The organism is Amycolatopsis sp. NPDC051045 (assembly GCF_040682955.1).
Classification (GTDB): Bacteria; Actinomycetota; Actinomycetes; order Mycobacteriales; family Pseudonocardiaceae; genus Amycolatopsis.
This window is the reverse complement of sequence record NZ_JBFBCC010000001.1, coordinates 788,200-808,773: the sequence shown is the minus strand read 5'-3', so window position 1 is coordinate 808,773 and position 20,574 is coordinate 788,200. Positions and strand designations below refer to the sequence as shown.

The window sequence follows — 20,574 nt, the reverse complement described above, 5'->3', positions numbered from 1 at the left end:
CGCAGGAGACGTGACCAGGTGACCAGCAACATCCGGAGGTTCCGGGCTGCGCCGCGCCGGATCGCGGTGCTTTCCGTGCACACATCCCCGCTCGAACAGCCCGGGACGGGCGACGCCGGCGGGATGAACGTCTACGTCAGCCAGACCGCGATCGAGATGGCCCGGCGCGGCGTCGAGGTCGAGGTTTTCACCCGTGCGACCGCGTCCGACCAGCCGCCGGTGGCCGAGCTCGCGCCCGGCGTGACCGTACGGCACGTGCAGGCCGGCCCGTTCGAGCCGCTGGGCCGCGACGAGCTGCCCGCCCAGCTGTGCGCGTTCACCTCCGGCGTGCTGCGGACCGAGGCCTTCCACGAGCCCGGCCACTACGACCTCATCCACTCGCACTACTGGCTGTCGGGCCAGGTCGGCTGGCTGGCCCGCGACCGGTGGTCCGTCCCGCTCGTGCACACCGCGCACACCCTGGCGAAGGTGAAGAACGCCGCGCTCGCCGAGGGCGACAAACCCGAGCCGCGCACCCGCGTGATCGGGGAGGAGCAGGTGGTCGCCGAGGCCGATCGGCTGGTCGCCAACACCGCGGTCGAGGCGCGCCAGCTCATCGACCTCTACGACGCCGAGCCGCACGCCGTGCACGCCGTGCCGCCGGGCGTCGACCTCGAGCGCTTCACGCCGGGCTCGAAGGACGTCGCGCGCGCCGAACTGGGGCTGCCCGGCGACGCCGTCGTGCTCGCCTTCGCCGGCCGGATCCAGCCGCTGAAGGCGCCGGACGTGCTGCTGCACGCCGCAGCGGCCCTGCTGCGGCGGCGCCCCGAGCTGGCACCGAAGCTGGTCGTGTTGATCGTCGGCGGGCCGTCCGGCAGCGGACTGGCGCAGCCACAGGCCCTGCGCGAGCTCGCCGTCTCCCTCGGCATCGAGCGGCAGGTCCGGTTCCTGCCGCCGCAGCCGGGCGAGGCGCTCGCCCGGGTCTTCCGCGCCGCCGACGTCGTCGCGGTACCCAGCTACAACGAGTCGTTCGGCCTGGTCGCCCTGGAGGCGCAGGCCTGCGGGACGCCGGTGGTCGCGGCGGAGGTCGGCGGCCTGCCGGTGGCGGTGCCGCACGGGGTGTCCGGGCTGCTGGTGCCGGGGCACGGCGCCGACGAGTGGGCGGACGCGCTGGCCGCGGTCGCGCTGCGCCCGGACCGGCGCGCCGAGCTCGGCGCCAACGCCATCGTGCACGCGCGGCGGTTCTCCTGGCGCCGTACGACGGACGCGCTGCTCGACATCTATGCTCAGGCCACCAGCGCGTTTTCCCACGCGCTCGACCTGCGCGCGGAGGTGGCGGTGTGAGCCTGGACGAGCTGATCCAGTCTACTTTGGACTCGGCGGAGCTGAAGTACGACAAGCGCGGGCCGGGCAAGTACTTCGTCACGCTGCCGGGAACGAAGAAGCTGCAGACGAACGCGTGGCTGGTCGACGGCGACCACGCGTTTTCCGTGGAGGCTTTCGTCTGCCGCCGTCCGGATGAGTCCCATGAGGACGTTTACCGCTTCCTGTTGCAGCGCAACGCGAAGCTCTACGGTGTGCACTACACAGTGGACAGTCTCGGGGACATCTACCTGGTCGGCCGGTTCGGCAAGGACACGATGACCGCCGACGAGCTCGACAAGGTGCTCGGCCAGGTGCTGGAAGCGGCCGACGGCGACTTCAACACGCTGCTGGAGATCGGCTTCGCGACGTCGATCAAGCGCGAGTGGGACTGGCGCGTCTCCCGCGGTGAATCCCTGGCCAACCTGCAGGCGTTCAAGCACCTCGTGGCGCCCGAGAAGGCGCACGAACCGGGCTTGACCGAGTCGTGACCCGGGCCGTGCAACGGCCCTGAACCGGACATCCGTCTCCTCACCAGTCGAAACTGGAGGGAGACCCATGATGCGGACTCGATGGAGAGCCGCGCTCGCGATCGCGGGTGTGGCGTTCGTGCTGGCCGGCTGCTCGGCGGCGCAAGACGGGGCGTCGTCCACGGCGGACAGTGCCGGGTCCGGGCCGTTGCCGGCCGCGCCGCAGCAGGGCAACGGCAAAGCGACGCCGAACAAGGGCCAGCAGGTGACCCCGCCGCAGGCCGGGGCCACCGACCGCAAGCTCTCGCGCAGCGCCCGGCTCGAACTGACCGCGCCCAAGGTCACCGACGTCGTCGCGCAGGCCCGCGGGATCGCGCAGGGCGCCGGCGGCTACACCGGGCAGGAGAGCACCGGCGAAGAGCTGGCGACGCTGAGCCTCGCGGTGCCCGCGGACAAGCTCGACGGCGTGCTCGACCAGCTCTCGCACCTGGGCAGCAGCCTGGTGAAGCGGGAGCTGAACACCCAGGACGTGACCGAGCAGGTCGTCGACGTCGAAGCGCGGCTGGCGACGCAGCGGGCGTCGGTGGAGCGGATCCGCGCGTTGCTGGCGCGGGCGACTTCGGTGTCCGAGATCGCTTCGGTCGAGAGCGAGCTGACGAGCCGCGAGTCGACGCTCGAATCGCTCGAACAGCAGCGGAACTCGCTGGCGGGCAGCGTCGCGATGGCGACCGTCGCGATGACGATCCGCGGCGTAGCCGCGCCCCCGCCCCCGAGCGAGGACCACAGCGGGTTCCTCGGCGGGCTGGCCGGCGGCTGGCACGCGTTCCTCGTCTTCGGCGGCGGCCTGCTGACGGTGCTGGGCGCGATCGCGCCGTTCCTGCTGTTCATCGTGCCGCTGGGCTGGCTCGGCTGGTGGCTGCACCGCCGTCGCCGGACGCCGGTGCCGGAACCGACCGAGAGCTGAGCGGAACAGGCGGGACGGCTCGAGGGAGGGGGGAGTCGCGATCTCGAGCCGCCCCGCTGAAGTTCCCGCCGATCAGGACCCGGTGACGAGGGGGGTGTCAACGGGGCCGGGCGGGCCGCGGCCCGGCAGGGGGGAGACGAGCCGCGGTCAAAGCCCGAAGCCGGCCGGGGAGTGCGTGGAATCCGGCCGCTCGGGACGTAGTCAACCTGTCAGATCTCGACGGGTAATCACAAGACTACCGGCTAGCCCGTTCGAGTGAATTTTCATAACGGCGATAACGGTATGCAGTCTGCTGCCGGGATTTTGCGCGTTGTTGGCGGCCGGACTTGTCGAAGAGTGAGGTGTTACTCCGCAGTAACACACTCTGGGTAGGACGGGCGTGCGGCGGAGGTCACCGGTGGCTCCCGTGGTCCGTTCTGGCAGGCTGTGGCTATGGCCGAGATTGGGACGTTGGTGCTGCTGCGGCACGGGCAGAGCACGTGGAACGCGGAAAACCTGTTCACCGGCTGGGTGGACGTACCGCTTTCGGAGCAGGGCGAGGGCGAAGCCCGCCAGGGCGGTCAGCTACTGGCCGACGCCGGGCTCCTGCCGGACGTGGTGCACACCTCGCTGCTGCGGCGCGCGATCTCCACCGCGAACCTCGCGCTGGACGCGGCCGACCGGCACTGGATCCCGGTGAAGCGCGACTGGCGCCTCAACGAGCGCCACTACGGCGCGCTGCAGGGCAAGAACAAGAAGCAGACCCTCGACGAGTTCGGCGAGGAGCAGTTCATGCTCTGGCGCCGGTCGTACGACACCCCGCCCCCGGCGATCGACCCGAAGGACGAGTGGAGCCAGGCCGGCGACGCCCGCTACGCGAACCTCGGCGACCGCGCGCCGCTGACCGAGTGCCTGAAGGACGTCGTCGAGCGGCTGCTGCCGTACTGGGAGTCCGAGATCGTGCCGGACCTCCGTGAGGGCAAGACCGTGCTGGTCGCCGCGCACGGCAACTCGCTGCGCGCGCTGGTCAAGCACCTCGACGGCATTTCCGACGCCGACATCGCGGGCCTCAACATCCCGACCGGCATCCCGCTGCGCTACGACCTCACCGAAGACCTGCAGCCGGTGAAGCCGGGCGGCGAGTACCTCGACCCCGCCGCCGCCAAGGAAGCCGCCGCCGCGGTGGCCAACCAGGGCCGCTGACGCCGAAGTCCGTGTAATGCCACCTTCAGGGCCCTAGCGTCCGTGAAGGTGGCATTACACGGCTTTCCGGCCGCGGTGGGATCAGAGGAGGCCGGCCTCGCGGGCCCGCGCTCCGGCCTGGAACCGGGACGTCGCGCCGAGCAGCTCCATCAGCTCCGCCACCCGCCGCCGGTAGGTCCGCAGGCCGACGCCGAGGGCGCGGGCCGCCGTCTCGTCCTTGCAGCCCGACGCGAGCTGCTCCAGGATCTCCCGCGCGCCCAGCTCGGTGAAGCGGGCCTGGTAGGACTCCAGGTCGGTGGCGCCGTGCCAGGCCGCTTCGAACAGCGACTGGATGCCCTGCACCAGGGCCGGGCTGCTGATCACGGTGTAGCCGCGGACGCCGCCGACGTGGTTTCCCGCCACGATCGCGATCCGGCGGTCGAGCAGGATCGTCTCGTTGATCTCCCGTTCGGTGATCCGGATCCGGGCGCCGTGCGCGGATATCTGCCGCAGGTGCTCCGCCAGCGCCGGGTCGAAGAGCACGCCGGGCTGGTACACCTTGCGCACGGTCATCCCGCGCACCGACTGCTCGCGCGCGGGAGCAGTCGGGTGCGCGACCGACCACGTGTGCAGGTCGCGGGCCGCGCACGAAATCTCCGTCGCGGCCTCGAACAGGTGCGCCGTCCGCTCGAACAGCTCGGCTTCGCCCCGCACCATGACGACGTCAGTGACCTTCTCCACGCTTCCAGTGTGGCAGCAAGATGCCAAACCCGGCGGCGATCGAGCCTGCTGGGAAGGCTGGAGCCATGACCACGAACACCTCTCCCGCTGCCGCAGCGGGTACCTGGAAGCTCGGCTCCTTCGAAGTCAACCGGCTCGGCTACGGCGCCATGCGCTTGATGTCCACTTCGGACGGCGGCATCCGCGATCGCGAGACGTCGATCGCCGTGCTCCGGCGCGCCGTCGAGCTGGGTGTGAACCACTTCGACACCGCCGCCTTCTACTTCGCCGGCCCGCGCTCGGCGAACGAGCTGATCAACCGCGCCCTCGCGCCGTACGACGACCTGACGATCACCACCAAGGTCGGCCCCGGCCGCGACTTCGAGGGCACCTTCCACACCGCCCGGCCGGACCAGCTGCGGGCCCAGGTCGAAGAGAACCTGCGCCAGCTCGGTCTGGACCACCTCGACGTCGTCAACTACCGGATCGGCCAGAGCCTCGACCGCGGCGAGGGCTCGCTCGCCGAGGGCTTCGGCGCGCTCGCCGAACTGCGCGAAGCCGGGATGATCCGCGAGCTGGGCATCTCCAACGTCGGCCCGGAGCACCTCACCGAGGCCCTCGGGATCGCGCCGGTCGTCTGCGTCCAGAACCAGTACGGCCTGTCCGCGCGCCGCGAGGACGACGAGATCGTCCGGATGTGCGCCGAGCGGGGCATCGCTTTCGTGCCGTTCTTCGCCGTCGCGAGCGGGACGGGCGAGGACGCGCGGGTCGCCGAGGTCGCCCGCCGCCACGACGCCACCCCGGCGCAGGTGCGGCTCGCGTGGACCCTGCACCAGGGCCCGCACGTGCTCGCCATCCCCGGCACCGGCGATCTCGCCCACCTCGAGCAGAACGTCGCCGCGGCGGCGCTGGAGCTCACCGACGACGACCTGAAAACCCTCGACGGGGAAGGGTGATTCACCCGGAAGGTCTCGGTCGGGAATCGACCGGGTGAACGCGGGCTGACGCCCCGGCGAACATGTCCTCCCCAGGTGTCGCGGTGCTCACGACAAGGCGGACAACGCTAGGCCGAAGGGCCACATCACCGCTTACGATCGGCCCGTGACCACGCCTGTTTCACTCGCACTGGCCATCGGCGCGCTGGTGGCCGGTGCGGTGGCCGGCTACCTCGTCGCGCGGGCGCGGACCCGGCGGGAGGAGGCCCGGCCGCCGGGCCCGACCGTCGCGGAGCTCCTGGAACGGCTGGTCCGTTCGTCGAACAACGGCATCGTCGTGCTCAACCGGTTCGGCGACATGGTGCTGCACAACCCCCGCGCGTACGAGCTGGGCCTGGTCAAGGTCAACCAGGCCGACCCGCGGGCCCGCAAGGCCGCCGAGCAGGTCGCCGAGACCGACGAGCCGATGGAGATCGACCTCTCGCCGCTCGAAGCGCGCGGCCGCCAGCCCGAAGCGGTCCTCGGTCAGGTCCGGCCGCTCGGCGACGGCTTCACCGTCGTCGAGGCCGTCGACCACTCCGAGGCCATCCGGCTGGAGGCCGTGCGCCGCGACTTCGTCGCCAACGTCAGCCACGAGCTCAAGACCCCGGTCGGCGCGATCGCGTTGCTCACCGAGGCCGTGCTCGACGCCGCCGAAGACGTCGAGGAGGTTCGCCGGTTCGGCGGCAAGATCCTGCGCGAGTCCACGCGCCTCGGCCGGCTCGTCACCGAACTGATCGCGCTCTCGCGGCTGCAGGGCGCCGAGCGGCTGCCCGACCTCAACGTCGTCGAGGTCGACGCCGTCGTCCGCGAGGCGCTCGGCCGCACCACGCTCTCGGCCGAGTCGGCCGATATCCGGGTCACCACCGACCACCCCAGCGGCCTGCTCGTCGAGGGCGACCGCACGCTGCTGGTCACCGCGCTGTCGAACCTGCTGGAGAACGCCGTCGCGTACTCGCCGGCCGGCAGCCCGGTGACGATCTCCCGGCGGCTCGCCGACGGGATGGTCGAGATCGCCGTCACCGACCGCGGCATCGGCATCGCCGAGGACGAGCAGCAGCGCGTGTTCGAGCGCTTCTACCGCGCCGACAAGGCCCGCTCCCGCGCCACCGGCGGCACCGGCCTCGGCCTGGCGATCGTCAAGCACGTCGCGGCCAACCACGGTGGCTCGGTCGGGCTGTGGAGCCGTCCCGGCACCGGCTCGACGTTCACCCTGCGCATCCCCGCGCACGTGCGCCCCGACCCGGCCCCTGAGCCGGCGCGAGCGGCCAAGACCTCGCCGGCACCACGGCAGGAGAAGACCCCCGAGCGCACCCAGAGGCTCGTGGTTACCGGGCAGGACAGCCCAGATCATGGAGGAAACCTGTGACCAGGGTTCTCATCGTCGAGGACGAGGAGTCGTTCGCCGACCCCCTCGCCTTCCTGCTGCGCAAGGAAGGGTTCACCGCGGCCGTGGCCGGCACCGGCCAGGCGGCGCTGGAGGAGTTCGACCGCAACGGCGCCGACATCGTGCTGCTCGACCTCATGCTGCCCGGGATGAGCGGCACCGACGTCTGCAAGCAGCTGCGGCAACGCTCCGCCGTGCCGGTCATCATGGTGACCGCGCGCGACAGCGAGATCGACAAGGTCGTGGGCCTGGAGCTGGGCGCGGACGACTACGTCACCAAGCCGTACTCGGCCCGCGAACTCATCGCCCGGGTCCGCGCGGTGCTGCGCCGCGGCGGCGAGCCCGGCTCGGACGGCGAGCTGGCCCCGCTGGTCCTCTCGGCCGGCCCGGTCCGGATGGACGTCGAGCGGCACGTCGTGACCGTCGGCGGTGCCGAGGTGTCGCTGCCGCTCAAGGAGTTCGACCTGCTCGAGTACCTGCTCCGCAACGTCGGCCGGGTGCTGACGCGCGGCCAGCTCATCGACCGGGTGTGGGGCGCGGACTACGTCGGCGACACCAAGACGCTCGACGTCCACGTCAAGCGGCTCCGCTCGAAGATCGAACCGGACCCGGGCTCGCCGCGGCACCTGGTGACCGTGCGCGGTCTCGGCTACAAGTTCGAGACGTAAAAAGTCCCGTTCGTGGCGGTATCGCCCGGGGGTGGAGGCGCGCCGGGGCGGTACCGCACCGAGTGTTGTTGGTTACATGTTCGAGACCTGGCGCTGGGGCCGGTACGCTGGACCCCCGTGCGCCTAGGGGTCCTCGACGTCGGTTCCAACACCGTCCACCTGCTCGTGGTCGACGCCCACCGTGGCGCCCACCCGACGCCGATGCATTCCGAGAAGTCCGTGCTCCGGCTGGCCGAGCAGATCACCCCCGGCGGCGAGCTCGCCAAGGCCGGGGCCGACGACCTGGTGACCGCGGTCGAATCCGCGAAGGAAGCCGCTGCCCGGCTCGGCTGCGAAGAGCTGATGGCGTTCGCGACGTCCGCGGTGCGCGAAGCGAAGAACTCCGCCAAGGTCCTGGCCCGCGTGGCCGACAAGACCGGCGTCGAACTGCAGGTCCTTTCGGGCACCGACGAAGCGAGGCTCACTTTCCTCGCCGTCCGCCGCTGGTACGGCTGGTCGGCCGGGCAGCTGCTGGTGCTGGACATCGGCGGCGGCTCCCTGGAGGTCGCGATGGGCCGCGACGAGGAACCGGTGCTGGCCGAATCCCTGCCCCTGGGCGCCGGCCGGACCACGCGGACCCGCTTCCGGCACGACCCGCCGACGCGCTCGGAGCTCGTCGCCACGTCGGCGTGGCTCGACGACCAGCTCACCGAGCTCGCGCGCAAGGTCACCAAATGGGGTGAACCCGACCGGGTCGTGGCGACGTCGAAGACGTTCCGCTCGCTCGCCCGGCTGACCGGCGCCGCCCCCTCGGCGGCGGGCCCGCGCGTGCGACGTACGCTCACGGAAACCGCATTGCGCCAGCTCCTGGCCTTCATTTCGCGGATGCCCTCGGCCGATCTCGCGCAGCTCGAGGGCGTCAGCTCGGGCCGGTCGCACCAGCTGGTGGCGGGCGCGCTCGTCGCGCAGGCCACGATGCGGGCGCTCGGGGTGCCGGAACTCGAGATCTGCCCGTGGGCTCTGCGAGAGGGTGTCATCCTGCGGCGGCTGGACCATTCGAACGGCGCGGATGAGACTGGAGCCGCCCTCGTGGGCCGCTTCGGCGCACAGGAGGACCGGTGAAAGCAAGCGGCTGGACTTCGTACGGAGAAGACGGGCACGGTGGAGAGATGACGGACACGCAGAGGTCGGCGTACAGCACGCGCGGCGCCACCGAGCTGCCGTCAGGCGCCTTTTCGCGAGATGCCGAGGACCCGGGACGCGCAGGGGATTACCAGGTATGACGGACCAGACCGGAGGCGACCAGCCGCAGAAGACCGTGGCTGAGCTGCTCGCCCAGCACGGCGCCCAGGTCGACGGCAGCCGCCGCCGGCGGCGGCGCGCGGCTGACGACGACGACGAACCCGCCACCCCGGAAGCCCCGCCCGGCGCGACCGGCTCGCACCGGCGGCCGGGTGTGAGCGACACCGGTCCGCAGGCGATCATCGACCGGGTGGCCGCCGAGGGTGCGCCACCCCCGCCCGCACCCCCCGCCCGGCCCGCCGGACGGCGTCGCGCCGAGCCGCCGTCCCCGCCGCCGCCCGCGCCCCGCGCGGTCCCGCAGGACTCCCAGCCGCTGCCCCGGCCGGTGCCGCCGCCCCCGGCGCGGCCCGCCCCCGGTGGCGCCGAGTCCGGCCAGTACGCCCGTCCGGTCCCGCAGGAGTCCGGCCAGTTCAGCCGGCCGCCGCAGGAGTCCGGGCAGTTCGCGCGCCCGCAGGAGCCGGCCCAGCCGCCGGTGCCGCCGCGCCCGCAGGAATCGGCTCAGCTGCCGGTGCCGCCGCGCGCCGCGCCGCGCCGCCAGCCCCCGCCGTCGCAGCAGTTGCCGGTGCCGCCCCAGCCGTCGCAGCAGCTGCCGGTCCCGCCGGCGGCCGAGGAGACCCGGGCGGCCGTCCCGCCGGTCCGCCGCCGCCCCGGCCCGCCGCAGCCGTCACAGCAGCTACCCGTGCCGCCCCAGCCGTCGCAGCAGCTGCCGGTCCCGCCGGCGCCCGGCGGACCGCTGTCGGCCCGGCTCGACGGCCTCAACGGCACTCCGGACGCCGACATCGACGTGCCGGGCCCGATCGCCGGCGGGGCGTTCCCGCCGCCGCCCGCCGCGCCCGGCCGCCCGCGCCGCGCGCCGTCGCGCCGTCCGGAGCCGAAGCGCGAGGACCACACCGAGCAGTTCTCGGCGGTCCCCGACGACGAGCCGCCCGCCCCGCCGGTGCCGCCGAAGGGCAAGAAACCCGAGCCACCGGCGCCGTCCTCGCCCGCGGGCCTCGCGAACTGGCGCAAGCGGCGGCAGAAGGAGCAGCTGGAGGACACCGAGATCGGTGTCATGCCGGTGGTGCCCACCGACACCCCGGACGACGGCTACCCTGAGGACGACTTCGAGCCCGACGGCTTCGCCCCGGAGGGCAGCGGCTACCAGGCCGCCTACGAGGCGGGCCCGCCGACCGGTGCGTACCCGCCGCCGATGCCGTTCGCGCCCGGCGACCAGGCGCCGCGGGCGCCGATCCCGGACGACCTCGAGCCCTACGAGCGCGAGTTCGCCGACGGCTACCCGGCGGACGGCCCGGACTTCGAGCAGGACGACTACGCCTACGAGCAGGGCGAAGGCTACGAAGACGACGAGTACGACGACGCACCCGAGCCGGCCGTGGAGCCGGAGCCCGCGGCCTCGCCCGGCAAGCAGTGGCTGGCGTTGGCCGGCCAGCTGGCGATGGGCGTCGTCGGCGGCGCCGCCGTCTGGCTCGGCTTCAACTGGCTGTGGGTGAACATCCCGGCCGCCGCGCTGATCGCCGCGCTGCTGGTCGTCGTCGCGCTGGTCTGGATCGTGCGGAAGATCCGCCGCGCCGAAGACCTGCAGACCACGGTGCTGGCCGTGCTGGTGGGCCTGGTGGTGACGGTCTCCCCGGCGGCGCTGCTGCTCGTCGGCCGCTGAGGCGGTGATCCGCGTCCCGTTGGCGGCCCGGCGACGCCGGGCACACTCGGTGACGAGGCAGGATGGCCCGCGTGACAGACGAGCAGCCGGTCCCCGTGGGACTCAGCACGGCGTCCGTGTGGCCCCTCAAGGCCGGGACGGCCTTCGAGCTGGCCGCCGAGCTCGGCTACGACGGCGTCGAGGTGATGGTCTGGGCCGACGCGGTCAGCCAGGACGTCACGGCGCTGCGGCGCTGGTCGCGGCGCACCGGGGTGCCGGTGCTGTCGGTGCACTCGCCGTCCCTGCTGATCACGCAGCGGATCTGGTCGCCGGATCCGGCCGTGCGGCTGCGGATGTCCGTCGACGCCGCGCTGGAGCTCGGGGCGCGCACGGTGGTGGTGCACCCGCCGTTTCGCTGGCAGCGCCGGTACGGCGACTCGTTCGGTGATCTGGTCGGCGAACTGGAGGAGTCCAGCGGCATCGAAATCGCCGTCGAAAACATGTTCAAGGTCCGGCCGCCCGGCGGTTCGCGGAATTCCCGCGTGTCCGCGTTCCGGCCGTCGATCGATCCGACGGACGTCGGGTTCCGGCACTACACGCTCGACCTGTCCCACGCAGCGGCAGCCGAGATGGACGCGCTGGCGCTGGCGCAGCGGATGGGCGACGGCCTCACGCACGTCCACCTGGCCGACGGCACCGGCGTCCCGAAGGACGAACACCTGGTACCCGGGCGTGGCGGCCAGCCCTGCGCCGAACTGCTCGAAAAGCTGGTCAGCAACGGTTTCGCCGGGCAGATCGTGCTGGAGATCAACACCCGGCACGCCGTCACCCCGGCCCAGCGGATCCGCGACCTGGCCGAGGCGCTGTTGTTCGCGCGGTTCCACCTCGGGCAATAACCGAGCACGTTCCGGCAGGGCACAACTACTCCCGAGTGCATTTCCGCCGGTCCAACCCGTAAAGTTCGGACCGTGAACCCGTCGCTCTCGTTGCTTGTCACCTACCCGGATTCCCGAAATGGCGCGGACCGTTCGTGAGCGGAATGGACGGCACCGCCGTGGCCTTCGACACGGCGAGTGCGGCGCGGTCGCTGGGGGACGGCACCTTCACCGCGGTGCTGCGTGCGGAATGGGCCATCGGCTCGCACCCGCACGGGGGTTTCCTGCTCGCCCTGCTGGCCAAGGCGGCGATCTCCGCGCTGCACGAGCGTGGTGAGCCGCACGCGGAGCCCCTCGTCGTCAGCGCGGAGTTCCTGCACGCGCCCGCGCTCGGCCCGGTGCTGCTGCGCACGGACGTCCGCAAGGTCGGCCGCCGCGCGACGGTCGTCGAGGTCCGGCTCGAACAGCGCGGCCGCAGCTGCGTCGAAGCCAGGGTGACGACGGGACGGCTGCCGATGCGGCGCCCGGAGTGGACGGACGTGCCGTCGATGCCCGCGGAGCCCCCGCCCGGGGCGCTCGCCATGGCCGAGAGCACGGAAGGCCCGTTCAACCTGGCCAAGGGCTGCGAGGTCCGCCTCGACCCGGCGACCGCGGGCTACCTGTCCGGGCGCACGGGCGAGCCGCCCCGGATGCGGCTGTGGGTCCGGCCGCGGCACGGCCTGGCCGACCCGTACTTCACGCTGCTGGCGTCGGACGTGAACCCGCCGGTGGTGATGAACCTCGGTCGCATCGGCTGGGCCCCGACGGTCCAGCTGACGGCGCTGCTGCGGACCCGCCCGGCGCCGGGGTGGCTGCGGGTGGTGGTCGAGTCCCGCTCGGTGCACGAGTCGTGGTTCGACTCCGACGCGACGGTGGTCGACGCCCAGGGCCGGCTGGTGTGCCAGGCGCGGCAGCTGGGCCTGGCCCCGGCACCGGGCGGCTGAGGCCGGCTCCGCCCCCTGCGCCCCGGCTCTGGGATCCCGGGCGGCGTTTGGCACGCTTGCTGCCATGACGGTCATCGCGGTGCTGGGTGCGGGCAAGATCGGTGAGGCGTTGCTTTCGGGGTTGCTGCACGGCGGCCACGAACCGGGCGATCTCCTCTTCACCGAGCGGTACCCGGCGCGCGTCGAGGAGCTCACCGCGCGGTACGGCATCCGTGGCGTCGAGGTCGAGGAAGCCGCCCAGCGCGCCGACATCCTGGTCGTGGCCGTGAAGCCGCAGGACATCGATCCGGTGCTCGACGAGCTGGCGCCGCTGCTCGGGCCGTCGTCGCTCGTCGTGTCGCTGTGCGCCGGGCTGCCCACGTCGCTGTACGAACGGCGGCTCGCCGAGGGCGTCCCCGTCGTGCGGGTGATGCCGAACACGCCGATGCTGGTCAACGAGGCCATGAGCGCCATCTCCGCGGGCCGGCACGCGACCGCGGACCACCTGGCCGTGGTGCGGGACCTGCTCTCGCACGTCGGTCAGGTCGTCGAGGTGCCCGAAGCGCAGCAGGACGCCGTCACGGCGCTGTCCGGCTCCGGGCCGGCGTACTTCTTCTTCCTGGTCGAGGCCATGATCGACGCCGGGATCCTGCTCGGGCTGCCGCGGGCGCTGGCCGGGCAGCTGATCATCCAGTCCGCCGTCGGGGCGGCGAAGATGCTCGCCGAGTCGGAGGAGCACCCGGTGCTGCTGCGCGAGGCCGTGACGTCCCCGGCGGGCACGACCATCAACGCCATCCGCGAGCTGGAGAAGCACGGCGTCCGGGCGGCGATGCTGGCCGCCATCGAGGCGGCGAAGGACCGGTCCGTAGAGCTGGGCAAGGCTCACGAAGGCTGACGAAGCCGCCAGTCCGCGGCCCGGGCGTCGAGCTGGACCAGCGTCTCGAACAGCGTTTTCCCCTGTTCGGTGAGCGTGTAGCCGGTGCCGGCGTGGTCGGTCGTGGACGCCGCCGGCGAGGACGGCGCGCTCGAGCTGACGCTGGTCTGCGGCTGGTGCCACGCCATTTCGTTCGCCGTCCGGGCGCTCCGGCTGCCCCTCGAACCGGGGCACGACGGCCATCCCGGACGCGTGATCGGTGCCCGGATTCGCCGGAACGGGCGATTCCGGAGGTCTTGCACGGCCGGGTGCTTGTGCGTTAGCGCTGGTAGGGGCCCATCTCGGTGACAGGCGTCGCATTAGTCCCACCAGTCCCGCTACTCTCGATAGAGCACGTGCGTGTCGATACCACAGGTGGGGAAGCCTCGTGGCGCGACACGTGTCGAAGGACGCGGTAAACATGTCGCCCAACAAAAAGGAGGATTTGCCCGCAGTCGGGCAGGTCCAGTTTCTGACGGTTGCCGAGGTGGCCACGCTGATGCGGGTCTCCAAGATGACCGTCTACCGTCTCGTGCACTCGGGTGAGCTGCCCGCCGTCAGGGTGGGGAAGTCCTTCCGGGTGCCGGAGAAAGCAGTGCACGAGTACCTGCAGGGTGCCTACTACGACGTGGGCTGAACCGGTCGCCGGGCACGCCGTGGCCTGCGGCGCGCAGCGCTACACCGTGCCCGCCGACCGGCCCGCGAAGCATCACGGGTAACCTCAAAGACCGCTCGTGCCTGTGCGCTCCACCCGTTGGACGCTGCGCCGGGCAGCGTGACCGACGTCGACCTAAGGAGCGCCCATGGGCTCTGTGATCAAGAAGCGCCGCAAGCGCATGTCGAAGAAGAAGCACCGCAAGCTGCTTCGCCGCACGCGAGTGCAGCGTCGCAAGGCCGGCAAGTAAACACTGCTGAGCGCGAACGTGGCCCGTCCAGTCTCTGGACGGGCCACGTCCATGTGGTGGGCAGGTTCCGCCCGTTCGAGTGAGGCGTGCGTTGCTTTCCGGGGAACCGTGGGCAATAGCACGTCGGAGAACCCTGAGCTACCACTGAAGAGCGGTAACATCTCAATGGTGTCCGCGCGATGCTCCAGTGAGTGCAGGTTCGCGCGCCTCGGGTGACCGTCCACCCCCCACATGCCCTACGCCGCAGGGAGTCGCATGCCGTCGAACATCGTGCTCGTCACCGGGGTCGCCGGGGAGCTGGGCGGGAAACTGCTCGCCCGGCTGGGCAACCACCCCGACGTCGAACGGGTCATCGGTGTCGACACGGTCCCGCCGGACAAGGCGGTCCTGCAGCGCATGGGGCACGCGGAGTTCGTCCGCGCGGACGTCCGGAACCCGCTGATCGCCAAGGTGATTAGCACGGCCAGGGTCGACACGGTGGTGCACGCGTCCTGCACCGTGCACCCGGCCGGGCCAGGCCGCCGCACGGCGATCAAGGAAGTCAACGTCATCGGCACCATGCGGCTGCTGGCCGCGTGCCAGCGGTCCCCGCTGGTCCGCAAGCTGGTGGTCAAGTCGACGGCGGCGGTCTACGGCGCCGGCGCCCGCTCGCAGGCCGTTTTCACCGAGGACTCCGAGCTCATCCCCACGTCGACCAGCGGGTACGCGAAGGACGCCGTCGAGATGGAGGGGTACGTGCGCGGCCTGGTGCGCCGCCGCCCCGACATCACCACGACGCTGTTCCGCTTCGCCAACATCATCGGTCCCGAGACCGACACCGTCCTCGCCCGCTACTTCGCGCTGCCGGTGGTGCCGACGGTCTTCGGCTACGACGCGCGCATCCAGCTGCTGCACTCCTCGGACGCGTTGTCGGTGCTGGAACGGGCGACCCTGCACGACAAACCCGGCGTGTTCAACGTCGGCGCGGAAGGGGTACTCACCCTTTCGCAGGCGATCCGGCGAGCCGGCCGGGTCGAGCTGCCGATGCCGCGGAGCGTGGTGCCGTCGGTGGGCAAGGTCCTGCGCGGCGCCCGCGTCGTGGACTTCTCCGCCGACCAGGTCCGGCTGCTGAACTTCGGCCGGGTCGTCGACATCGCCAAGCTGAAGCAGGAGTTCGGGTACACACCGCGGTGGACCACGCGTGAGGCGTTCGACGACTACATCGTGGGACGCGGGCTCCGGCCGGTGCTCGACGGCGGCAAGCTGGCCGGGCTGGCCGGCAAGGTGCTCGTCGCCGCGGCGACCGGGCAGGCGACGAGCCGGTGAGCATGCCGTTCGGGGGTCCGGGTGGCGGAGCCCCCGGCCCGGAGCGAAGCTCCGGTTGTTACAGCAGGCCGCACGACTTGGACGACTTCGAAAGCGAGGCGGAGACGGTGGGCGGTGCCGAGGCGCGAGTCATCCCCCTGCACGGACCGGGCCGGGAAAAGCCCGAGGCGGTGGCGGCGGAGCAGGACCTGCGCGAAGAGGAAGCAGCACGGGAAAACGCGGCGCCGGTCGTCGCCTTCCCCGGCGCGGACCAGGTGGCGCCGGCCCCCGAAGTCCTTTCGGACGCGGCCCGCTCCGCGCTCACCTTCATCCGCGACCGGCTGACGGGCGACTACACGGTGGACGAGTTCGGCTTCGACGCCGAGCTGACCGACGCGGTGTTCCTCCCGCCGCTGCGCGCGCTGTACAAGAAGTGGTTCCGCGTCGACACGTACGGCGTCGAGAACCTGCCGGTGTCCGGCGGTGCGCTGCTGGTGTCCAACCACTCCGGCACGATCCCGCTCGACTCGCTGATGACGGCGGTGGCGGTGCACGACGAGACGGGCGGCCGGCACCTGCGCGGCCTCGGCGCCGACCTGGTGTTCCAGGTGCCGCTGGTGGGCTCGTTCGCCCGCAAGTCCGGCCAGACGCTGGCCTGCCACGCGGACGCCGAACGCCTGCTGCGCAAGGGTGAGCTGGTCGGTGTGTGGCCGGAGGGCTTCAAGGGGGTCGGCAAGCCGTTCGCCTCCCGCTACAAGCTGCAGCGCTTCGGCCGCGGCGGCTTCGTGTCCGCCGCGCTGCGCGCCGGCGTGCCGATCATCCCGGTGTCGGTCATCGGCGCCGAGGAGATCTACCCGAAGCTCGGCGACATCAAGGTGCTGGCCCGGATGCTGGGGCTCCCGTACTTCCCGGTGACGCCGTTCTTCCCCATGCTGGGCCTGCTGGGCGCGATCCCGCTCCCGACGAAGTGGAGCATCGAGTTCGGCGAGCCGATCGCGACCGACTCCTACGGCCCGGACGCCGTCGATGACCCGATGCTGGTGTTCCAGCTGACCGACCAGATCCGGGAGTCGATCCAGCAGACGCTGTACCAGCGGCTTTCGCAGCGGAAATCGGTCTTCCGCGGCTGAACCGGTCACCCCGGCCCGGTGCTCTATCCTCTGCGGGCCAGGAGGTGAGGATGGCCACCGAGGACGCGCGGCGCTGGGACGCGGTCGCGCGCGCCCGGGCCGCGCTGGACGCCCTCGAACGGCTCGTCGGGGGCATGGGCACCGCCGTGCTGGCCGTGGCCGCCTTGCTGTGGCTGCTCGGGACCGCGGTGCTGTGCCTGGCCGGGGTCGGCCTGCTGCTGGTACCCGCCGGGTTGCGGCTGCTGCGCGTCGTCGCCGACCGCGAGCGGGCGCGGCTGGAGATCCTGCGCCCGCCGCCCGTGCCGCCCGGGCTGCGGGCCGCCCTCGCCGACACCTCCGTCCGGCGTGAACTGGGCTGGCTCGTCTGCCACAGCACCCTCGGCACGCTCCTCGGGTTGATCGCCCTCACCCTGCCCGTCGACGTCATGCACGACGCGTCGTTCCCCCTGTGGTGGCGGTTCGTCTCGCCCAGCTCCGCCACCCCCGCCCAAGGCTTCTTCACCGCGACGACCTGGCGCGACGCCTTTGTGGTCGGTCTGTTCGGCGTCGCCACGCTGGTGGTCACGGTCCTCGTCATGCCGGTGCTGGACCGGTGCCAGGCGTGGCCGGGGCTGCGGTTGCTCGCGCCCCACCGCGGGGCCGACCTGGCGCTGCGCGTCGCCGAGCTCACCGCCACCCGCGCGGCCGCCCTGGACGCCCACGCCGTCGAACTGCGGCGGATCGAACGGTCGTTGCACGACGGCACACAGAACCGGCTCGTCGCCGTGAACGTGCTGCTCGGCGCGGCGAAGCGGGCGCTGGCGCGGGATCCCGCCGCCGCCGAGCAGATCCTCGACCGGGCCCAGGACGCCTCCGAGCAGGCACTCGCCGAACTGCGCGGGGTGGTGCGCAGTATCCTCCCGCCGGTGCTGACCGAACGCAGCCTCCCGGACGCGCTCACCGCCCTGGCCGCCGACTGCCCGGTGACCTGCCGGATCGACGCCGAAGTGCCCGCCCGGTTCGCGGTCTCGGTCCAGGCGACCGCCTACTTCGTGGTCGCCGAGGCGCTCACCAACGTCGCCAAGCACAGTGGTGCGGACGCCGCCACGGTCCGGCTCCGCCACGCGCCGGACCGGGTGCACGTGGAGGTCACCGACGACGGCCGCGGCGGGGCGGCCGAGGACACCGGGTCCGGGCTCACCGGCATCCGGCGCCGCGTCGAGGCCCACGACGGGACGTTCGCGCTGGCCAGTCCCGTCGGCGGACCGACGACCCTGACGGTGAGCCTGCCGTGCGGATCGTGATCGCCGAAGACGACCTGCTGCTGCGCGAAGGCGTCGCGATGCTGCTGCGCGCCGAAGGGGTCGACGTGCTCGCCGCCGTGGCCAACGCCGAGGACTTCCTCACCGCGGTGGACGAACACGCGCCGGATCTGGCCATTGTGGACGTCCGGATGCCACCGACGCACACCGACGAGGGCATCGTCGCCGCCGTCGAGGCCCGCCGCCGGCAGCCCGGGCTCGCGGTGCTCGTGCTCTCCGCCTACGTCGAGCAGGCGTTCGCCACCGAGCTGTTCACCGACGGCGGTGCCCGGCTCGGCTACCTGCTCAAGGAGCGCGTCGGCCGGGTCGAGGAGTTCCTGGAAGCCCTGCACCGGGTCGTGGACGGCGGCACCGCCATCGACCCGGAGGTCGTCGCCCAGCTGCTGACGCGCAGCCGCCCGGACAACCGGCTCGAACGGCTCAGCGCGCGCGAGCGTGAAGTGCTGGCGCTGATGGCCGAAGGCCTGGGCAACAGCGCCATCGCCGAACGGCTCGTCGTCACCGACGGCGCCGTGCACAAGCACATCCGCAGCATCTTCGCCAAGCTCGGCCTCGCCCCGGCCGACCGGGCCGACCGGCGGGTCACCGCGGTGCTGCACTACCTCAGGGACACCGCCCGGCGCGGTCGCTGAGCCGCGGGGTCAGACTGCGGGTTCCGCTGCCGGCCGCCGGTAGCCGAGGCGACCGCGGGTCGCGACGAGCAGCACGAGCGCCACCGCGGTGGAGGCGAGCAGGAACGCGTGCGTCGTGTCCCGGCCCGTCAGCCCCGGGAACATCTCGGACCAGGCGATCGAGAAGTAGTTGTTGACGCTCGTGTGCAGCAGCATGGCCAGCGGCAGGCTCTGGCCGGTGCGGTTGAACACCCAGGTCATGATGATGCTGAAGGTGACGCAGGTGGCGACGAACTCGATCGGCGTCAGCCAGGTGACGTCCGGCCAGCCGCCCCACTCGCTGAAGAACAGCGGCAGGTGCCAGAGACCCCACAGCGGGCCGAGGATCAGCGTGCCGCCGAGCGGTCCGTAGCGGTGCTGGAGCCGGGGCAGGGCGAAGTCCCGCCAGCCGGGCTCCTCCGCGAGGCCGGTGGTGACCATCTGCAGGACCAGGCCCGGCAGATAGGCCACCAGCGTCGCCACGGCCGGCACCACGGGGTTCCGCTCCGACAGCGCCATCGTGGTGATGGTGAGCAGGGCGGGCACGCTGAGCACGACCCCGACGTACCAGAGCCAGCTGACCCGCCACTTGACCAGCCGCGCGACCCAGCGGCGCAGCCCGGTCCGCCCGTCGGCGACCGCGGTGACGAAGAACGCGGCGCCGATCGGACCGAGGTAGGCGCCCGGCAGGACGCCGGCGAACTGCGCGGTGCCGAGCACCTCGGGGAAGCGGAAGTGCAGCACCCCGAGCCCGTTCTCCGACAGGATGTAGGGCGTCCACGCGAGCCAGCTCAGCAGGTTGGCCAGGACGAAGAACCAGATCAGCGGACGACGGCGGATGCCGTCCCGCCATCCGGTGCCGCCGGTCCGTTCTTCTCCGATGTCCACACGGGTTGCCACCACGCTGTCCCTTCGCCGACGCCGCTGTTTCCGGTGGACGAAGCACACCAGTCAACGGCGGGCGAGGTCACTCCCGCACACACCCGGAAGGCCGGTACAGCAGGCTGTACCGAAGGCCGCGTCAGCGGCGGCGGTAAGCCATCCCGGCCGCCACCGCGCCCGCCAAGGCGCCGGCGCCCAGCACCGACGGCACGCCGATCTTCGCCGCCTTGCGCCCGGTGCGGAAGTCGCGGATCTCCCAGCCGCGCGCCCGGGCCACGTCGCGCAGCCCGCCGTCGGGGTTGACCGCCACCGCCGTGCCCACCACCGACAGCATCGGGATGTCGTTCGCCGAATCCGAATACGCGGTGCAGCGCTTGAGGTTCAGCCCCTCGCGGGACGCCAGCGCGCGCACCGCGTGGGCCTTCGCGCGGCCGTGCAGGAGGTCGCCGACCAGGCGGCCGGTGTACACACCGTCACGCGTCTCCGCCACCGTGCCCAGCGCGCCGGTCAGCCCGAGCCGGCGGGAGATGATCGCCGCCAGCTCGATCGGGGTCGCCGTCACCAGCCAGACCCGCTGGCCGGCGTCCAGGTGCATCTGGGCCAGCGCGCGGGTGCCGGACCAGATCTTGTCCGCCATCAGCTCGTCGTAGATCTCTTCGCTGATCGACGTCAGCTCCGCCACCGTGCGGCCGGCCACAAAGGACAGTGCGCGCTCGCGGTGGGTCTTGATGTCCTCTTTGTTCTCGCGGCCGCCGAGCCGGAACTTGATCTGGCCCCAGACGAACCCGGCCAGGTCCGACGACGTGAAGAACTTCCGCGCCGCGAGCCCGCGGGCGAAGTAGAAGATCGACGCGCCCATCATCATCGTGTTGTCGACGTCGAAGAACGCGGCCGCGGTCAGGTCCGGCGGCGCGGGCGGGGCCGGGGGCTCAGCGGCTTCGGAGACCACACGGGCGTGGGCAGCCTCGGCCGACGCCTCGCCGGCGAGCGCGGCGAGCCGTTCGAGCTCCTGACTCTTGTCCCTGCCACGCCAAGCTGCCACGCACACCGCCTCCACGTCTGCCCACGTC

At 72.2% G+C, this 20,574-nt stretch carries 22 protein-coding genes; 18 read left to right on the top strand and 4 right to left on the bottom strand.

Annotated elements, in window-relative coordinates:
• Positions 1-18 precede the first annotated feature (18 nt).
• The 4 genes from mshA (at position 19) to AB0M80_RS03805 (ending at position 3,957) form a co-directional block, all read left to right on the top strand.
• The gene (mshA, locus tag AB0M80_RS03820) at positions 19-1,323 is read left to right on the top strand and encodes a D-inositol-3-phosphate glycosyltransferase (protein ID WP_364558339.1); all 1,305 of its coding nucleotides are present in this window, start codon (positions 19-21) and stop codon (positions 1,321-1,323) included.
• Positions 1,320-1,832, top strand: coding sequence for a YbjN domain-containing protein (locus AB0M80_RS03815; protein WP_364558336.1), 513 nt, complete (start codon positions 1,320-1,322; stop codon positions 1,830-1,832). The genes mshA and AB0M80_RS03815 overlap by 4 nt, the downstream gene beginning before the upstream one ends.
• A 70-nt stretch (positions 1,833-1,902) precedes the next feature.
• Complete coding sequence (locus AB0M80_RS03810) at positions 1,903-2,775, top strand: DUF4349 domain-containing protein (protein WP_364558333.1); 873 nt, start codon at positions 1,903-1,905, stop codon at positions 2,773-2,775.
• 432 nt (positions 2,776-3,207) lie between these two features.
• On the top strand, positions 3,208-3,957 hold the full coding sequence (locus AB0M80_RS03805) for a phosphoglyceromutase (RefSeq protein WP_364558330.1): 750 nt from the start codon (positions 3,208-3,210) through the stop codon (positions 3,955-3,957).
• Positions 3,958-4,038: 81 nt separating this feature from the next.
• Here AB0M80_RS03805 and AB0M80_RS03800 read toward each other — a convergent pair whose 3' ends face one another.
• Positions 4,039-4,677, bottom strand: coding sequence for a DNA-binding response regulator (locus AB0M80_RS03800; RefSeq protein WP_364558327.1), 639 nt, complete (start codon positions 4,675-4,677; stop codon positions 4,039-4,041).
• A gap of 65 nt (positions 4,678-4,742) precedes the next feature.
• Between AB0M80_RS03800 and AB0M80_RS03795 the strand changes: the two genes are divergently transcribed.
• The 8 genes from AB0M80_RS03795 to proC all read left to right on the top strand — a co-directional run bounded on the left by AB0M80_RS03795 (position 4,743) and on the right by proC (position 13,334).
• Positions 4,743-5,612, top strand: coding sequence for an oxidoreductase (locus AB0M80_RS03795; RefSeq protein ID WP_364558324.1), 870 nt, complete (start codon positions 4,743-4,745; stop codon positions 5,610-5,612).
• 145 nt (positions 5,613-5,757) lie between these two features.
• Positions 5,758-6,999: an ATP-binding protein gene (locus tag AB0M80_RS03790; protein ID WP_364558321.1), complete on the top strand. Its 1,242-nt coding sequence runs from the start codon at positions 5,758-5,760 to the stop codon at positions 6,997-6,999.
• The gene (locus tag AB0M80_RS03785; protein ID WP_360263359.1) at positions 6,996-7,685 is read left to right on the top strand and encodes a response regulator transcription factor; all 690 of its coding nucleotides are present in this window, start codon (positions 6,996-6,998) and stop codon (positions 7,683-7,685) included. The genes AB0M80_RS03790 and AB0M80_RS03785 overlap by 4 nt, the downstream gene beginning before the upstream one ends.
• Positions 7,686-7,802: 117 nt before the next feature.
• The gene (locus AB0M80_RS03780) at positions 7,803-8,786 is read left to right on the top strand and encodes a Ppx/GppA phosphatase family protein (protein ID WP_364558316.1); all 984 of its coding nucleotides are present in this window, start codon (positions 7,803-7,805) and stop codon (positions 8,784-8,786) included.
• Positions 8,787-8,943: 157 nt separating this feature from the next.
• Entirely contained in the window at positions 8,944-10,623 is a 1,680-nt protein-coding gene (locus AB0M80_RS03775) for a hypothetical protein (RefSeq protein WP_364558313.1), read from the top strand.
• Positions 10,624-10,685: 62 nt separating this feature from the next.
• On the top strand, positions 10,686-11,498 hold the full coding sequence (locus AB0M80_RS03770) for a sugar phosphate isomerase/epimerase family protein (protein ID WP_364558310.1): 813 nt from the start codon (positions 10,686-10,688) through the stop codon (positions 11,496-11,498).
• Positions 11,499-11,641: 143 nt separating this feature from the next.
• On the top strand, positions 11,642-12,460 hold the full coding sequence (locus AB0M80_RS03765; RefSeq protein WP_364558582.1) for a thioesterase family protein: 819 nt from the start codon (positions 11,642-11,644) through the stop codon (positions 12,458-12,460).
• A gap of 64 nt (positions 12,461-12,524) precedes the next feature.
• Positions 12,525-13,334: a pyrroline-5-carboxylate reductase gene (gene proC / locus AB0M80_RS03760; protein WP_364558307.1), complete on the top strand. Its 810-nt coding sequence runs from the start codon at positions 12,525-12,527 to the stop codon at positions 13,332-13,334.
• On the opposite strand, the gene AB0M80_RS03755 is transcribed toward proC, so the two are convergent.
• Complete coding sequence (locus tag AB0M80_RS03755) at positions 13,322-13,501, bottom strand: hypothetical protein (protein WP_364558305.1); 180 nt, start codon at positions 13,499-13,501, stop codon at positions 13,322-13,324. The two genes, proC and AB0M80_RS03755, sit on opposite strands and share 13 nt — an antisense overlap.
• Positions 13,502-13,773: 272 nt before the next feature.
• On the opposite strand from AB0M80_RS03755, the gene AB0M80_RS03750 reads away from it, so the two are divergent.
• The 6 genes from AB0M80_RS03750 to AB0M80_RS03725 all read left to right on the top strand — a co-directional run bounded on the left by AB0M80_RS03750 (position 13,774) and on the right by AB0M80_RS03725 (position 18,604).
• Positions 13,774-13,989 carry a helix-turn-helix domain-containing protein gene (locus tag AB0M80_RS03750; RefSeq protein ID WP_013222402.1) on the top strand — a complete coding sequence of 72 codons (216 nt, stop codon included), beginning with the start codon at positions 13,774-13,776 and terminating at the stop codon, positions 13,987-13,989.
• Positions 13,990-14,155: 166 nt separating this feature from the next.
• On the top strand, positions 14,156-14,257 hold the full coding sequence (locus AB0M80_RS03745; RefSeq protein ID WP_007030867.1) for an AURKAIP1/COX24 domain-containing protein: 102 nt from the start codon (positions 14,156-14,158) through the stop codon (positions 14,255-14,257).
• A 255-nt stretch (positions 14,258-14,512) separates the two neighbouring features.
• Positions 14,513-15,562: an NAD-dependent epimerase/dehydratase family protein gene (locus AB0M80_RS03740; RefSeq protein WP_364558302.1), complete on the top strand. Its 1,050-nt coding sequence runs from the start codon at positions 14,513-14,515 to the stop codon at positions 15,560-15,562.
• Positions 15,563-15,639: 77 nt separating this feature from the next.
• Complete coding sequence (locus AB0M80_RS03735) at positions 15,640-16,671, top strand: lysophospholipid acyltransferase family protein (RefSeq protein WP_364558300.1); 1,032 nt, start codon at positions 15,640-15,642, stop codon at positions 16,669-16,671.
• A 50-nt stretch (positions 16,672-16,721) separates the two neighbouring features.
• A complete protein-coding gene (locus AB0M80_RS03730) occupies positions 16,722-17,954 on the top strand; it encodes a sensor histidine kinase (RefSeq protein WP_364558297.1) in 1,233 nt (410 codons plus the stop codon).
• Positions 17,942-18,604 (top strand): response regulator transcription factor, encoded by a 663-nt coding sequence (locus tag AB0M80_RS03725; protein ID WP_364558295.1) that lies wholly within the window; start codon positions 17,942-17,944, stop codon positions 18,602-18,604. The genes AB0M80_RS03730 and AB0M80_RS03725 overlap by 13 nt, the downstream gene beginning before the upstream one ends.
• A 9-nt stretch (positions 18,605-18,613) precedes the next feature.
• Here AB0M80_RS03725 and AB0M80_RS03720 read toward each other — a convergent pair whose 3' ends face one another.
• A complete protein-coding gene (locus tag AB0M80_RS03720) occupies positions 18,614-19,522 on the bottom strand; it encodes a type II CAAX endopeptidase family protein (protein ID WP_364558293.1) in 909 nt (302 codons plus the stop codon).
• A gap of 121 nt (positions 19,523-19,643) precedes the next feature.
• On the bottom strand, positions 19,644-20,561 hold the full coding sequence (locus tag AB0M80_RS03715; RefSeq protein ID WP_364558290.1) for an HAD-IB family hydrolase: 918 nt from the start codon (positions 20,559-20,561) through the stop codon (positions 19,644-19,646).
• Positions 20,562-20,574: the final 13 nt, after the last annotated feature.